The 14705-nt window shown below is 72.9% G+C and carries 13 protein-coding genes; 5 read left to right on the forward strand and 8 right to left on the reverse strand.

From position 1 onward, the window contains the following. Window positions 1–128: 128 nt before the first annotated feature. Window positions 129–620, forward strand: a complete 492-nt coding sequence (locus CCN29_RS09190; protein WP_037817478.1) for a GtrA family protein — start codon at window positions 129–131, stop codon at window positions 618–620. A 24-nt stretch (window positions 621–644) separates the two neighbouring features. Here the strand turns inward: CCN29_RS09190 and CCN29_RS09195 are convergent, their stop codons facing one another. Together CCN29_RS09195 and CCN29_RS09200 are read right to left on the reverse strand one after the other, a co-directional pair. Beyond that, on the reverse strand, window positions 645–1919 hold the full coding sequence (locus tag CCN29_RS09195; protein WP_031063984.1) for a sensor histidine kinase: 1275 nt from the start codon (window positions 1917–1919) through the stop codon (window positions 645–647). A 35-nt stretch (window positions 1920–1954) separates the two neighbouring features. Beyond that, on the reverse strand, window positions 1955–2632 hold the full coding sequence (locus CCN29_RS09200) for a response regulator transcription factor (protein WP_031022041.1): 678 nt from the start codon (window positions 2630–2632) through the stop codon (window positions 1955–1957). A 522-nt stretch (window positions 2633–3154) separates the two neighbouring features. Here CCN29_RS09200 and CCN29_RS09205 point away from each other — a divergent pair. Then, the gene (locus CCN29_RS09205; protein WP_031022039.1) at window positions 3155–4651 is read left to right on the forward strand and encodes an oligopeptide:H+ symporter; all 1497 of its coding nucleotides are present in this window, start codon (window positions 3155–3157) and stop codon (window positions 4649–4651) included. 370 nt (window positions 4652–5021) lie between these two features. Here the strand turns inward: CCN29_RS09205 and CCN29_RS09210 are convergent, their stop codons facing one another. Both CCN29_RS09210 and CCN29_RS09215 read right to left on the reverse strand, forming a co-directional pair. Beyond that, on the reverse strand, window positions 5022–6470 hold the full coding sequence (locus tag CCN29_RS09210) for a sensor histidine kinase (RefSeq protein WP_006133461.1): 1449 nt from the start codon (window positions 6468–6470) through the stop codon (window positions 5022–5024). Then, complete coding sequence (locus tag CCN29_RS09215) at window positions 6467–7156, reverse strand: response regulator transcription factor (protein ID WP_031017174.1); 690 nt, start codon at window positions 7154–7156, stop codon at window positions 6467–6469. Before CCN29_RS09215 ends, CCN29_RS09210 begins: the two co-directional genes overlap by 4 nt. 163 nt (window positions 7157–7319) lie before the next feature. On the opposite strand from CCN29_RS09215, the gene CCN29_RS09220 reads away from it, so the two are divergent. Further along, window positions 7320–9746, forward strand: coding sequence for an MMPL family transporter (locus tag CCN29_RS09220; protein ID WP_086680931.1), 2427 nt, complete (start codon window positions 7320–7322; stop codon window positions 9744–9746). Between the two features lie 8 nt (window positions 9747–9754). On the opposite strand, the gene CCN29_RS09225 is transcribed toward CCN29_RS09220, so the two are convergent. The 3 genes from CCN29_RS09225 to CCN29_RS09235 form a co-directional block, all read right to left on the reverse strand. Beyond that, window positions 9755–10549, reverse strand: a complete 795-nt coding sequence (locus tag CCN29_RS09225) for a TetR/AcrR family transcriptional regulator (RefSeq protein WP_086680933.1) — start codon at window positions 10547–10549, stop codon at window positions 9755–9757. A 9-nt stretch (window positions 10550–10558) separates the two neighbouring features. Then, window positions 10559–11068 carry a thiol-disulfide oxidoreductase DCC family protein gene (locus CCN29_RS09230; RefSeq protein WP_006133454.1) on the reverse strand — a complete coding sequence of 170 codons (510 nt, stop codon included), beginning with the start codon at window positions 11066–11068 and terminating at the stop codon, window positions 10559–10561. 86 nt (window positions 11069–11154) lie between these two features. After that, entirely contained in the window at window positions 11155–11562 is a 408-nt protein-coding gene (locus CCN29_RS09235) for a hypothetical protein (protein ID WP_006133453.1), read from the reverse strand. A 234-nt stretch (window positions 11563–11796) separates the two neighbouring features. On the opposite strand from CCN29_RS09235, the gene CCN29_RS09240 reads away from it, so the two are divergent. After that, the gene (locus CCN29_RS09240; RefSeq protein ID WP_442538285.1) at window positions 11797–13305 is read left to right on the forward strand and encodes an MFS transporter; all 1509 of its coding nucleotides are present in this window, start codon (window positions 11797–11799) and stop codon (window positions 13303–13305) included. After that, window positions 13302–14522, forward strand: a complete 1221-nt coding sequence (locus tag CCN29_RS09245; RefSeq protein ID WP_086680937.1) for an FAD-dependent monooxygenase — start codon at window positions 13302–13304, stop codon at window positions 14520–14522. Before CCN29_RS09240 ends, CCN29_RS09245 begins: the two co-directional genes overlap by 4 nt. Here the strand turns inward: CCN29_RS09245 and CCN29_RS35690 are convergent. Next, window positions 14465–14705, reverse strand: a 241-nt coding sequence (locus CCN29_RS35690; RefSeq protein ID WP_442538281.1) for a response regulator transcription factor, incomplete at its 5' end; no start/stop codon positions are given. The two genes, CCN29_RS09245 and CCN29_RS35690, sit on opposite strands and share 58 nt — an antisense overlap.

Raw genomic sequence — 14705 nt, forward strand, 5'->3', positions numbered from 1 at the left:
TCCCGCCCGTCGCACGGGACGGAAGGGGCGGCTGGTACGGGTGCGACATGGCGTCCGCAGGAAGATCGCGCCTGCGGATGGTTAGCATGGCGGAGTTGACGCACTCGACCGACGGGAGCCTGTGGGCGATGGAACAAGGTTCCTCGGGGCTTCGACGGCTCTTCGGTGAAGCGGCCAGGTTCGGCGCGGTGGGGGGAGCCGGGGTTCTGGTCAACCTCGGTGTGTTCAACCTGGTCCGCCAGGCGACCGACCTCCAGGTGGTGCGCGCGAGCGTCATCGCCACCGTGGTCGCGATCGTCTTCAATTACGTGGGCTTCCGGTACTTCACCTACCGGGACCGCGACAAGTCCGGGCGCACCCGCGAGATGTCGCTGTTCCTGCTGTTCAGCGTCATCGGCCTGGTGATCGAGAACGGCGTGCTCTACACGGCGACGTACGGCTTCGGCTGGGACAGCTCCTTGCAGAGCAACATCTTCAAGTTCCTGGGCATCGGCATCGCGACGCTGTTCCGCTTCTGGTCGTACCGCACGTGGGTGTTCCGCGCCCTGCCGGTGCGGGAGGAGCCCGTGGCGGGCGGAACCCCGGCCGCCGGGGAGCGGACCCGGCAGCGCGTGCCGTAGCCGCGCCTCCGATGCGGGTCCCGCTCAGCGGACCGTCGGGCGGGCCTCCTCGCCGGGGTCCTTCCGCGGGGGCGTGCGGGACAGGAACAGTCCGAACACCGGCGGCTTGGCCTGGAGCATCTCCAGACGGCCGCCGTCCGCCTCCGCCAGGTCCCGGGCGACCGCGAGGCCGATCCCGGTGGAGTTGCGGCCGCTGATCGCCCGCTCGAAGATCCGCGACCCCAGCTCGGCGGGGACGCCCGGACCCTCGTCGGTGACCTCCACGACGACCTGGTTGCCGGTGACCCGGGTGCGCAGGGCGACCGTGCCGCCGCCGTGCATCAGCGAGTTCTCGATCAGCGCGGCGAGCACCTGGGCGACCGCGCCCGGGGTGCCCACGGCCCGCAGGCACCGCTTGCCGGAGGTCACGATGGCCCGGCCGGCGCTGCGGTAGGCGGGGCGCCACTCGGCGAGCTGCTGCGTGATCACCTCGTCGAGGTCGAAGGTGACGGCGGAGCCGGTGCGCGGGTCCCGGGAGTTGGTCAGCAGCCGCTCCACCACGTCCGTCAGCCGCTCCACCTGCGCGAGCGCGATCGTCGCCTCCTCCTTCACCGTGTCCGGGTCGTCGGTGACGGTGATCTCCTCCAGCCGCATGGACAGCGCGGTGAGCGGGGTGCGCAGCTGGTGGGAGGCGTCGGCGGCGAGCCGCCGCTCGGCGGTCAGCATGCGGGCGATGCGCTCGGCGGACGCGTCCAGCACGTCGGCGACCCGGTCCAGCTCGGGCACGCCGTAGCGGCGGTGGCGGGGGCGCGGGTCGCCGGAGCCGAGGCGCTCGGCCGTCTCGGCGAGGTCGGTCAGCGGGGAGGCGAGCCGGTTGGCCTGCCGGATCGCCAGCAGCACCGCCGCGATCACCGCGAGCAGCGCCACGAACCCGATGATCAGCAGGGTGCGGCCGACCTCCTGGGTCACCGAGGACTGCGGCTCCTGGACGGTGACCGTCTCGCCCTCCTCGCCGGGCGCCGTGGCGCTGATGACGTCGCCGTCCGGCCGGGAGCCGACCTCGATGGGCGGCTTGCCGGGGATGCGGACGACGGCGTACCGGTCCTCGGGCATCTGGTCGCCGATGATCTCGGCGGTGACCTTGTCCTCGACGAGCAGCCGGCTGTCGACGATGCTGGCGAGCCGCACCGCCTCGGACTCCACGCGCTCCTTGGCGGTCTCGGTGATGGTGCGGGTCTCGACGATCACCAGGGAGACCCCGAAGACGGCGATCACGACGAGGACCACGGCGAGCGTGGACTGGATCAGACGGCGGCGCATGTTCTCTTACCCAGCGGCGGAACCCCGGCGGGGGTTCAGCTCTTCTCGAAACGGAAGCCCACGCCGCGCACGGTGGCGATGTAACGGGGGTTGGCCGCGTCGTCGCCGAGCTTCTTGCGCAGCCAGGAGATGTGCATGTCGAGGGTCTTGGTGGAGGACCACCAGGTGGTGTCCCAGACCTCGCGCATCAGCTGGTCGCGGGTGACGACCCGGCCCGCGTCGCGCACCAGCACCCGCAGCAGGTCGAACTCCTTGGCGGTGAGCTGCAGCTCCTCGTCGCCCATCCACGCGCGGTGCGACTCGACGTCGATGCGCACGCCGTGGGTCGCGGGCGGCTGCTGCGGCTCGGCGGCGCCGCGCCGCAGCAGGGCCCGAACCCTGGCCAGCAGCTCGGCGAGGCGGAACGGCTTGGTGACGTAGTCGTCGGCGCCCGCGTCCAGGCCGACGACGGTGTCCACCTCGTCGGCGCGCGCGGTGAGGATCAGCAGAGGGACCGTGTGCCCCTCGGCGCGGAGCCGGCGGGCGACCTCCAGGCCGTCCATGCCCGGCAGCCCGAGGTCCAGCACGACCAGGTCGACGCCGCCCTGCATTCCGGCGTCCAGAGCGGCGGGTCCGTCCTCACGCACCTCGACTTCGTAGCCCTCCCGGCGCAGGGCGCGGGCCAGCGGCTCCGAGATGGACGCGTCGTCCTCGGCGAGCAGTACACGGGTCATGCGGATGATGGTAGTCCCGTGGCCCGAGCCGCAGGGGTGTGATCGCCGGGCTCGGTTCTCACCGTCGTCTCACCCGATTCTCACCGCCGGGCCCCTGGCACCGACCTGCGGGTGCGAGGTGCGATGCTGGACGGACCTTCGAATAGTCGATCACGGTTCCTTCGAAACCTGTGATTCGCGTCTCAAGTCCTTCCATATCCGGCAGTGTCCTGCCGTATGGTGAACCAACGCCTGTTGCACCACGGGGACCTTCGGCGGCACTTGACGCTGAGGGTCTCTTTCGTGTGCGGGCCGGCACACGCTGCCGGTCCCTGAAGGAATGACCTGTGGCCGGGCCCTCACCGCGCGTCGACGCGCGTCGGGGGCGTGGATCCCGGTGGTCGCCGTCCGCCGCTCCGTGATCAGTGATCCGGGGCGGCACCCCCGGGCGTGGGGCGGACGGTGCGGCCCGCCGGTGCCGGCCAGCCCCCCACCGGGCGCGTACCCGTCTCGCGCGACGCGTCCCGACAGCAAGGAACGACCATGGCGTCCAGCCTGACGAAGGACTCGGTCACCCCGGGCACCCCCGGGTCCGAGAAGACCTTCTTCGGCCACCCCCGCGGACTGGCCACACTCTTCATGACCGAGATGTGGGAGCGTTTCTCCTACTACGGCATGAGGGCTCTGCTCCCGCTGTACCTCGTCGCGCCGGGCGGTCTCGGTCTGAGCGCGGGCACCGCCACCGCCATCTACTCGGTGTACCTGTCGCTGGTGTACCTGCTCGCCATGCCCGGCGGCTGGTTCGGCGACCGGGTCTGGGGCCCCCGCAAGACCGTCGCCGTCGCCGGCGGCGTCATCATGCTGGGCCACCTGACGCTGGCCCTGCCCTTCTCGGGCACCTTCTACGGCGGTCTCGGCCTCGTCGCGATCGGCTCCGGCCTGCTGAAGGCCAACATCTCCACGATGGTCGGCCAGCTCTACCAGGGCCCGGACGACCCGCGCCGGGACGGTGGCTTCACCGTCTTCTACATGGGCATCAACCTCGGTGCCTTCGCCGCGCCGCTGATCATCGGCACCATCGGTGAGAACGTCAACTGGCACCTGGGCTTCGCGCTGGCCGCGCTCGGCATGGGTCTGGGCGTCACGCAGTTCCTGCTGGGCAGCCGCCACCTGGACGCGCGGTCCAGCGTCGTCCCGAAGCCGCTGTCGGCCGAGGAGAAGGCCTCCACGCTGCGCAAGGCCGCGCTGTGGGCGGGCATCGCCGTCGTGGCGTACGCGATCGTCGGCTTCTCCGGCCACTACACCCTGAACTGGATCCTGGTCCCGCTGACCCTGCTCGGCGTGATCATCCCCGTGATGGTGCTGGCGCGCATCAAGCGCGACAAGGACCTCGACCGCACCGAGCAGTCGAAGATGTCCGCGTACATCTGGTTCTTCGTCGCCGCGGCGATCTTCTGGATGATCTACGACCAGGGCGGCTCGACGCTGTCGATCTTCGCCGACTCGTCGGCCGAGAACAGCGTGCTCGGCTGGGACTTCCCGGTCTCCTGGTACCAATCGGTCAACCCGGTGCTGATCATGGCGCTGGCCCCGGTCTTCGCCTGGATCTGGCTCGCGCTGAACCGGCGCGGCAAGGAGCCGAGCACGATCGTGAAGTTCGCGTCCGGTCTGACCCTGGTCGGCGTGTCCTTCTTCCTCTTCCTGGCCCCCCTGTCGATCGCCGAGGGCGGTCACAAGGCCGCGGCGCTGTGGCTGGTGGCGATCTACTTCACGCAGACCGTCGGCGAGCTGCTGCTCTCCCCGGTCGGCCTGTCGGTCACCACGAAGATGGCCCCCGCGAAGTACGCCTCGCAGATGATGGGCGTCTGGTTCCTCGCCGTCACCGCCGGCGACGCCACGACGGGCCTGCTGTCCATCGCCGGCGTCGACCTCAACAAGACGGGCATCGTCGCCCTGGAAGCGACCCTCGCGGTCGTCGCGGGCATCGCGGTCTGGATGTACCGCAACAAGGTGAAGTCCCTGATGGGAGACGTCCGCTGACCCGGCCCTGACCCCACGCACGCCCCGAAGGGCCCCCAGCCACCACGGCTGGGGGCCCTTCGGACGTGAGGGTGCGCGTGGCGCGGGCTCCCGGCACGAGATGTCGCGGGCCAGACAGGTGGGCGGCCAGTGCAGACGCCTGAAGGGGCGCGGGGAACCGCGCGATCAGCCACGGAGGTCCCGCACCCGGCGTGCGACAACTCGTGGCACCCCGGTGGCCGTGGGGGGCGGGTCACGCAGCCCGGCGCCTACGGGGTGCCGCTGCGCCCACCCTCCCCCACTCTCGGCTTCGCTCGAGCGGGAGGTACCCCCATCGCCCCAGCGGCACGACTGCCCGCAGCGAGGTGCGGTTGCCCGTAGTTGCGTCGGCCTAGCGTGCCGGGAGGGTCACCGTGGCCGTCAGGCCCTCGCCCGGGGCCGTGTCCACCGTTACCGTGCCTTCGTGGGCGCGGATCACGCCCTGGACTATGGCCATGCCCAGGCCGCTGCCCGCGCCGCCGCCCGCGCGGAAGAAGCGGTCGAAGACCCGGGCCGCGTCCTCCGGCGTCAGGCCCGGGCCCTCGTCCGTGACCCGCAGCCGTACCTCGCCGTCCGTACGGGAGACCGTGAGGCACACCGGCACGTCCGGCGGGGTGTGCGTGCGTACGTTGCCGACCAGGTTGCCCAGCACCTGACGCAGGCCCGCCTCGTCGGCGTGGACCAGGATGGTGCCGTCCGCGTCCACCCGTACCGGGCGGTCCGGCTGCTGCACCCGGAGGTCCTGCGCCGCGTCCCGGACCAGCCGGCACACGTCCACGTTCCGTTTCCGCAGTTCCGGGCGCTGGTCGAGGCGGGCCAGCACCAGCAGTTCGTCGACCAGCCGCCCCATCCGGTCGGACTCGGCGGTCATCCGGTCCCAGGCCCGCTTGCGTTCCGTGGGGTCGCGCAGCATGCCCCGCTCGTAGAGCTGGAGGTAGCCGCGGATCGCGGCCAGCGGGGTGCGCAGTTCGTGCGAGGCGTCGGCGACGAACCGCCGCAGCTGTGCCGCGCTGCGCTCCCTGGTGCGGTACGCCGACTCCACCTGCTGGAGCATCGAGTTGAGCGCCAGCCGCAGCTGCTCCACCTCCAGCGAGGTGTCGGAGCTGGACGGCACCCGCCGGGTCAGGTCGCCCTCGGCGATCGCCGAGGAGGTCTCCACCATGTCCTCCAGCGGCCGCATCCGACGCCGTACCCCGACCATGGTGAGGCAGGCCAGCACCAGCAGCAGCAGCGTGCCGATGGCCAGGTCCAGCTTGACCGCCCTGGCGACGCCCTCGTGCAGCGGCTCGGTGGAGCCGGCGATCAGGACGCCGGTGCCGTCGGCGAGGCGGGTGGCGGTGACCCGGTAGACGTTGCCGCGCACGCTGACGTCCCGGGGCTCCGCGTCCCGGATCAGCGGCTCCGGGTCGCCCACGGCGTCCGCCAGGTCGCGCTGGACCCGGGACGGGGCGAAGCCGAACACGGGCACCGGCTCGCCCTTGCGGTCCACGGCGGCGAAGACCGAGTCGGGGTCGTCGCCGTCCCGGTTCCACTCCGGGTCCACCCGGTCGCGGAAGAAGCTCAGCGCGCTCAGCGAGTCGATCTGCCGCAGCGTCAGCTCGGAGCCGCCGAGCGAGTCACGGGTGCCGAGCAGCTCGGTGTCGATCTGGTCGAGCAGGTAGTAGCGCATGCCGAGCACGCTCACCGCCGTCGCGGCGACGATGCCCAGGGCCAGCAGCACCACGTTCGCCACCGTGAGCTGGGCGCGCAGCGACCGCACCCGGGTGCGGCCGGGGCGCGGGAGGCGTATGCGCGGGGTCACGTCAGCCCGTACCCGACGCCGCGCCGGGTGGTGATCAGCGGCGGGCCGAGGGTGTCCAGCTTGCGGCGCAGATAGCTGATGTAGGTCTCCACGACGGTCGACTCCTGCGGGGCGTGCTCGTACTGCCAGACGTGCCGCAGCAGTTGCTCCTTGGGCACGATCCGGCCGGCGTTGCGCACCAGGAAGCGCAGCAGCGCGTACTCGGTGGGGGTGAGCTCGACGCTGCGGCCGGCGCGGCGCACCGAGTACGTCGTCTCGTCGAGCTCCAGGTCGCCGTGGCGCAGCGGGGCGCGCTGCGGCAGCACGTCGGCGGGCCGGGTGCGGCGCAGCACGGCGGTGATGCGGGCGACGACCTCGTCGATGTTGAACGGCTTGGTGATGTAGTCGTCGCCGAAGCCGAGCGCCCCGACGATCTCGGCGGGCGCGTCCCGCGCGGTGAGGAAGACGAGGGCCGTCTGCGGCCTGCGCCCGCGCAGTTCGCGGCCCAGCGCGCGGCCGTCGCCGTCCGGCAGCATCACGTCGAGCAGCGCGCAGTCGGGGGACGTGTGCTCGGTGAGCGCGAGCGCCTCACGGACCGTGCCAGCGGTCATGACCTCGAAGCGGTGGTAGCGCAGCGCGATCGCGAGGACGTCCGCGATGCTCTCCTCGTCCTCCACGACCAGCACGGTGCCGGGAGTTGTCGTCATGCCCTCCAGTATCGGCGTGACCGTCCGGCGAAGTGCCCGTTGCCGCTTTGGAGTTCCTTGAGAGTCCCGGGCGAGCCGTGTCCCCGGGCGGGTGCCGCCGCCGATTCTGCTGCCAGGACCCGGGGGACCGACCGAGCGACGAAGGAGCGGACACGTGGCGGTATTGGCACGCTGGTGCTATCGGCATCGGCTGGTGGTCCTGGTGCTGTGGGTGGGGGCGCTGTTCGGACTGGGCGTGACGGCGAGCAGCGCGGGCACGAACTACGCGGAGGTCTTCTCCCTCCCGGACACGGACTCCAAGCGGGCCTACGACCTGATGCGCACCGCGTTCCCGGAGCGCTCCGGGGACACGGACACCGTGGTGTGGAAGACCGACGAGGGCACCGTGCGGGACGCGGCGGTGCGCTTCCGGATGGAGACGGCGCTCGCGGAGATCGGGCGCATGGAGGGCGTCGGCGCGGTCGCCGGACCCTACGACGCGCGGGGCGCGGCGCAGATCAGCGAGGACGGGCGGATCGCCTACGCGCAGGTGACGTTCGCCGAGCAGGCGGACGCGGTGCCGAAGGAGCTGGTGCAGGACGTCGTCGACACGGCGCAGGCCGCGGCGGGCGACGGGCTCCAGGTGGAACTGGGCGGCCAGGCGATCGCACGCGTGCAGGAGCCGCCGACGGGCACGGCCGAGCTGGTCGGCATCCTCGCGGCGGCCGTGGTGCTGTTCGTCGCGTTCGGGTCGGTGTTCGCGATGCTGCTGCCGATCGTGGTCGCCGTGTTCGGCGTCGCCGGCGGCATGTTCGGCACCCAGCTGATCAGCCATGTCACCAACGTCCCCGAACTGGCGTCGCTGCTGGCCACCCTGATCGGCCTGGGCGTCGGCATCGACTACGCCCTGTTCATCGTCACCCGGCACCGGCGCGGCATCCTGAGCGGCAAGGACCCGGAGGAGGCCGCGGTCGCCGCGCTCGACACCTCGGGCCGGGCGGTGCTGTTCGCGGGCGGCACGGTGTGCATCGCGCTCGCCGGGATGCTGGTGACGAACCTGCGGTTCCTGGACGGCGTGGTCATCGGCACCTCCCTGACGGTGGTGCTCAGCGTGCTCGCCGCCGTCACCCTGCTGCCCGCGCTGCTCGGCGTGCTCGGGCACCGGGTGCTCAGCCGCCGCCAGCGCCGCCGGCTCGCCGCCTCTGAGGCGAAGGCGGAGCCGGTGGGCGGGCTCGCCGCGCGCTGGTCGGCGACCGTGCAGCGCAGGCCGCGCGCGGTGGCCGCCGTGGCGGTGGTGCTGATGGCCGCGCTCGCGGTGCCGCTGCTGTCGCTGCGCCTGGGCACCGTGGACCAGGGCAACGACGACGCCTCGACCACCACCCGCAAGGCCTACGACCTGCTCGCCGAGGGCTTCGGGCCCGGCTTCAACGGGCCGCTCCAGGTGGTCGTGGACGGCGCGGCGCCCACCGGGCTGATCCGGGCGGTCGAGGACACCGAGGGCGTCGCCCAGGTGGCGGCGGCCCCGCCCGCGAACGGGGTCAGCGTCATCCAGGTGGTGCCCACCACCTCCCCGCAGGACGTGGAGACGGACCGGCTGATCGACACCCTGCGCGAGGACGTCATCCCCGCCGCGGGCGTCGACGCCCATGTCGGCGGTGTGACCGCGGTGTCGAAGGACTTCGCCTCGGTGACCGGGGACCGGCTGCCGCTGTTCGTCGGCACGATCATCGGCCTGGGCTTCCTGCTCCTGCTGCTCGCGTTCCGCTCGCTGGTGGTGCCGCTGACGGCCGCCGTGATGAACCTGCTCGCGGCGGCGGCCTCGTTCGGCGTGCTGGTGACGGTGTTCCAGTGGGGCGTCGGACTGGACGTGCTGGGTCTCGGCACGGAGGGCCCGATCGCGTCGTTCCTGCCGATCATCATGCTGTCGCTGCTGTTCGGGCTGTCCATGGACTACCAGGTGTTCCTGGTGAGCCGGATGCACGAGGAATGGGTGCACACCCGGGACAACGCCCGCGCGGTGCGGGTCGGCCTCGCGGAGACCAGCCGGGTCATCAACTCCGCGGCCCTGATCATGGTCTGCGTGTTCCTCGCCTTCGTGCTCAGCGGCGACTACGGCGCCGCCATGGCGGGCGTGGGACTGGCCGCCGCGGTCGCGCTGGACGCGTTCGTGCTGCGCACCGCGCTGGTCCCGGCGGTGATGCATCTGCTGGGGCGGTCCAACTGGTGGCTGCCGGCCGGGCTGGAGAAGCGGCTGCCGCACCTCGCCGTCGAGCCGAAGGAGGACAACGAAGCCGCCACCCCCGTTCCCGTACCGGAGGAGACGGCCGGGGACGGGGCGGCCTCGGTGGTGCACGGGTTCGTCCGCACCCCGGAGGGCGAGCCGGTGCGGGGCGCGTCCGTCACGCTGCTCACGCCCGGCGGCCGTCAGCTGGACCGGGTGGCGTCCCTCGCCGACGGGGCGTACATCGTGGCGGTCCCGGCGCCGGGCACCTATCTGCTGGCGGTGTCGGCCTCGCCGTACGGGGCGCGGGCGGCGCACGTGACCGTCGGAAACGGGCCGCACGTGCACGACGTGGAACTCACGCCCGGCGAGGTGGACATCGTCAACTGACGCCGCTGTCAGCCGTCGTCGTCGGGGCGCTCGTGCCCGTCGTCCGCGGTGTCCTCGCCCCGCCGGCCGGAGGTCTTCCGGCCGGCGGGGTCGGGCAGCGCCCGGGTCATCCCGGGGAGGAACTCCGTGAACAGCTCGTGCACGTCCCGCACCAGCGGCCGCAGCACCCGGAACCGGGCCAGGGCGACGCCCCGCGCGGTGAGCCGGGCGCCCCGCTCGGCGAGCCGGTAACTGCGCTCACGGCCCTCGGTGCGGTCGAAGATCCAGTACAGGCACAGCCCCATCTGGGACAGCCACATCAACTCGGGCAGGATGTCCCGTAGTTCCTCGGGCACCTTGGCCTTCGTGCCGGCCAGCACCGCCCGGTGCACGCTGATCGCCTCCTGGCGCGCGTGCTCCGACTCCGGCGAGAAGGGGCTGAGCGGGCTGTCCGGGTCGGCGGCGTTCTTGAAGAACTGCACCGCGAACTCGTGGTAGGGCGTGGCGATGTCCAGCCACGCCTTCAGCACCCCGGCGAGGCGGGCCTCCAGGTCGGTCTCCCGGGCCAGGATCTCCCGGACCGCCACCTGGTGCTCGGCGGCGATCCGGTCGTAGAACCCCTGGATCAGGTGTTCCTTGCCCTCGAAGTAGTAGTACGCGTTGCCGACGGAGACCCCGGCCTCCTTGGCGATCGCCCGCATGGTGGTCCGGTCGTAGCCGCGCTCCTGGAACAGCCGCATGGCCGTCTCCAGGATCAGGGCGCGGGTCTGCTCGGACTTGCTGAGGTGGGCGCCGGGGTCGGGGCCGTCGTTCTTCGCGGGCACGGGCAGAGCCTAACGTCCGCCGGGCGCGGCCCTCGGGGCGGCGCAGGCGTCGGAGCCGCAGCCCGGCGGGGTACGGTGCCAGCCGTCGCGCGGGTCGTACGTCCACCCGTCGCCCTGGCGGTACACCCGGCCGCCCCACGAGGCCGTGGCGCCGCGCCACCTGGCGGCGGCCAGCACCGCGCCCTTGGCGAGCGGCATCCCCGCGGGCGTGCTCAGCCGGTGCGCCAGCCGCCGGTGGTCGCGCAGCGCCCACAGGGTGACGATCCAGGCGGCCGCGCCCCGGTACACCTGCCCGCCGTCCCCGACCACGGTGATCTCCGACAGCGTGGACCCGTGGTCGAGGCCGGGGAAGAGCTGCCGAGCGGCCGGCGACCCCGCGGGCACGAACCGCAGGGGGACGAGCTGCGGCCGCTTCGCCAGCCAGTCGCGGACGTACGTGCACAGCGGGCAGCCCGCGTCGTACAGCACGGTCAGCCCGCGGACCGGGACACCGGGCCCGCGGCCGCGGGGGTGCCTCACCGAGTCGCACGCCGGGTGCGGCCCGTCGGGGGCCGGGCGCGCGGTGCCCCGCGCCCCCGGGGGCGTTGGCCGGCCGGAGACCGCGCTCACGCCTGGACCGCCGGGGCTGTCCAGCCCTGCGGGGGCACCGGCGGGTTCTGCTCCCGCTGCATCATCCCGCGCCGCCGGATGCGGTTCAGCACGTACACGTTGGCCAGGTGCATCACGCCCAGGACCAGCAGCACCACGCCCAGCTTGGCGGAGAGCGCCTCGAAGACGCCGCGGGTGTCGGTGACGGTGTCGTCGTCGCTGAGGTAGAGGGCGACGAAGCCGAAGTTCACGAGGTAGAAGCCCACCACCAGAAGGTGGTTGACGGCGTCCGCGAGCTTCTCGTCGCCGTGCAGCACGTCGGAGAGGAAGACCCGTCCGTTACGGCTGAGCGTGCGGGCCACCCAGACGGTCAGCCCGATGCTGACCACCAGGTAGATGACGTAGGCGATGACGGTGCGGTCCATGCCCCACCCCTTCTTGAACGCGTTCAAAACGCTGACGGTGATGACTGTAGTGACTTTTTTGAACACGTTCAACTCGTAGGCCGCCGACGGCCCGTGTCGTCCCGAGGCACCAGGGGAGCTCACGGTCCGGTGCGCGCGCACCAGGCGAGGACGGTGACGGGCGACGATGCCCGCGGGGGCCGTCGGACGGAACCGTTGGGGGTGCTCACCGACCCCTACGAGAACGGGACGTCCATGTCCGACACCCTGCTCACGCCGCCGCGTTTGGGGCGGCCCGCGATCGCCGCCCTCGGGGTGCTGGCGCTCGCCCTGGGCGCGCTCCAGTCCGTGGTGGAACCCGCGCTCCCGCTGCTCCAGCGCGAGCTCGGGCTCGGCCCCTCCGAGGGCGCGCTGGTCGCCAACACGCTGCTCGTCACCGGCGCGGTCCTCACCCCCGTCGCCGGGAAGCTCGGCGACCGCTACGGCGGCAAACGCGTCCTGCTCCGGCTGATGGCCGTGGTCGCCACCGGCGGACTGCTGGCCGGACTGGCCCCCGGACTGCCGCTGCTGCTGGTCGGCCAGGTCCTCCAGGGCGCGATGGTCGGCGTGCTGCCGCTGTCCTTCATCCTGGTCCGCGCCCATCTGCCGGCCGGGCGCACCCAGGCGGCGATCGGCGTGGTCGTCGCCCTGTTCACCGGCGGCAGCATGCTCGGCATGCTCGGCGCAGGACTGATCGCCGACCACCTGTCCTGGCACTGGATGTTCGTGCTGCCCACCCTCGTGGTCGTCGCGGCGACCGTCCTCGTGGCGCGGCTGATGCCGTCCGACGCGCCCGTCCGGCACGACGAGCGGATCGACTGGCCCGGCGTGGTCCTGCTGAGCGTCACCCTGCTCGCCTTCATGCTCGGCCTCGTCCTGCTGACCGGCGGCGGCCTCCCGCCCCTCGCCGCGGGCGGGCTGCTCGCGCTCGTCGCCCTGCTCGCCACCGCCTGGGTCCGCGTCGAGCGCCGCGCCGTCTCCCCGATGGTCGACCTGCGCATGCTCGCCCGGCCCGCGATGTGGCAGGCGTCCCTGCTCACCCTGCTGGTCACCGTCACCCTCGGCATGGTCACCCTGCTGCTGCCGCAGCTCCTCGCCGTCTCCGGCGACGGCTACGGCTTCGACGCCGGCACCACCGACATCGGCCTCTACCTGCTGCCCGGCGCCATCGCCGGAGCCATGAGCGACGCGGTCGGCGGGGTCGCCGCCCGGAGGTTCGGCGCCCGTGCCGTGGTCGCCGTGGCCGCCCTGGTCACCGCCGCCACCATGTTCGCCCTGGCGGCCCAGCACGACTCCGCCTGGCAGCTCGCCCTCGCCAAGACGCTGACCGCGTTCGCCGCGGGCATCGCCACCACCGCGCTGCTGGCGGGCGTCGCCACCGCCGTCGACCCCGGGGACACCGGCATCGCCACCAGCCTGCTCGTCGTCACCCGGGTGATCGGGGTCGTCGTCGGCGCCCAGATCGCGGGCGGGCTGCTCGCCGCCGGGACCGACGCCGGCACCGGACTGCCCACCGAGGCCGCCTTCACCACCGGCTTCGCCGTCACCGGCGTCGCCGCGGCGCTCGGCCTGCTCCTCGCCCGCGCGGCGAAGGGCACGCGCGCCTCCGGTTCCGCGCCGCACCCCGCGGATGCCGCGCGCCCCGCCGATTCCACACACCTCGAGGATTCCGCGCACCCCGTCGAGTCCACGCACACCTCCACGAAGGAAGGAACCCGTTCATGACCACCCCGCGCACCGTCCTGATCTCCGGAGCCAGCGTCTCCGGCCCCGCCCTCGCCCACTGGCTGCACCGCGCCGGGTTCGCGGTCACCGTCGTGGAGAAGGCCGGCGCCCTGCGCGGCGGCTACCCCGTCGACATCCGCGGCACGGCCACCGAGGTGATCCGCCGGATGGGCCTGTGGCCGTGGCTGCGCCAGGCGCACGTCGGTCCCCGGCGCGCCACCTTCCTCGACGCCGCCGGCCGCACCGTCGCCTCGCTCCGGGCCCATGCCGGCCAGAGCGAACCCCGCGACCTGGAGATACGGCGGGGCGACCTCGCCGACGCCCTGTACGGGCTGGTCCGCGACGACGTGGAGTTCCGCTTCGGCGACTCCGTCTCCGCCTTCGCCCCGGCCGCGCACGGCGTCGACGTCACCTTCCGCAGCGGGCGGCAGGACACGTACGACCTGGTGATCGGCGCGGACGGCATGCACTCGGCCACCCGGGCCGCCCTGTTCGGCCCCGAGGACCGTCACCACCGCTACCTCGCCTACTGCTTCGCCCTCTTCACCCTGCCCAACCCCGGGCGCCTCGACCGTGAACTGGTGCTGTGGAACGCCCCGGGGAAGGCCGCCGCCCTCTACGCCACCGGCGACGGCCCCGAGGTGCACGGCTTCCTCACTTTCCACCGGCCGGAGCCCCCGCGGGACGCCCTGCGCGACCCGGCGGCCCAACGGGAGCTGGTCGCCGAAGTGTTCGCGGGCGAGGGCTGGGAGATCCCCCGCATGGTGGCCGCGATGCGCGACACCGACGACCTGTTCTTCGACACGGCCGGACAGATCCGCATGCCCCGCTGGACACAGGGCCGCACCGCCCTCGTCGGCGACGCCGCGTACGCTCCGTCGTTCCTCACCGGCCAGGGCACCAGCCTCGCGCTGTCCGGCGCCTACGTGCTCGCCCACGCCCTGGCCGCCCACCGCGACCACACGGCCGCCTTCGCCGCCTACGAGGACCGCATGCGCCCGTACGTGACGGCCAACCAGGCCCTCGTCGACGAGGGCGGCGCCACGCTCTTTCCCGTCACCGCCCGCGCCCTGGAACAGCGCGACGCCCGGCTGCGCACCCTCGACACCCTGCCCGACGCGCGGCCCCGCCCGGCCCACACCGCCCTGACCCTGCCCGACTACGAGGAGCGCCCGGCCTCGTCCTCCGGGGCGACCCGGGCCAGGCCGGTCCGATAGGCGATGACGACGAGCTGCGCGCGGTCGCGGGCTTCCAGCTTCGTCATGGCGCGCTGCACATGGGCGCGCACGGTGAACGGACTGAGGACCATCCGCTCGGCGATCTCCTGGTTGGACAGGCCGGTCGCCACCAGCGCCACCATCTCGCGTTCGCGCGGGGTGAGCACGGCCAGCCGGCCGGCG

Origin of the sequence: Streptomyces pseudogriseolus (genome assembly GCA_002154585.1) — a bacterium.
GTDB lineage: Bacteria > Actinomycetota > Actinomycetes > Streptomycetales > Streptomycetaceae > Streptomyces > Streptomyces pseudogriseolus.

Coding starts and splice junctions, on each gene's coding strand:
- CCN29_RS09240 (WP_442538285.1), top strand. CDS start 11,797: ATGTCCGACACCCTGCTCACGCCGCCGCGTTTGGGGCGGCCCGCGATC.
- CCN29_RS09205 (WP_031022039.1), top strand. CDS start 3,155: ATGGCGTCCAGCCTGACGAAGGACTCGGTCACCCCGGGCACCCCCGGG.
- CCN29_RS09190 (WP_037817478.1), top strand. CDS start 129: ATGGAACAAGGTTCCTCGGGGCTTCGACGGCTCTTCGGTGAAGCGGCC.
- CCN29_RS09215 (WP_031017174.1), bottom strand. CDS start 7,156: ATGACGACAACTCCCGGCACCGTGCTGGTCGTGGAGGACGAGGAGAGC.
- CCN29_RS09195 (WP_031063984.1), bottom strand. CDS start 1,919: ATGCGCCGCCGTCTGATCCAGTCCACGCTCGCCGTGGTCCTCGTCGTG.
- CCN29_RS09235 (WP_006133453.1), bottom strand. CDS start 11,562: ATGGACCGCACCGTCATCGCCTACGTCATCTACCTGGTGGTCAGCATC.
- CCN29_RS09200 (WP_031022041.1), bottom strand. CDS start 2,632: ATGACCCGTGTACTGCTCGCCGAGGACGACGCGTCCATCTCGGAGCCG.
- CCN29_RS09245 (WP_086680937.1), top strand. CDS start 13,302: ATGACCACCCCGCGCACCGTCCTGATCTCCGGAGCCAGCGTCTCCGGC.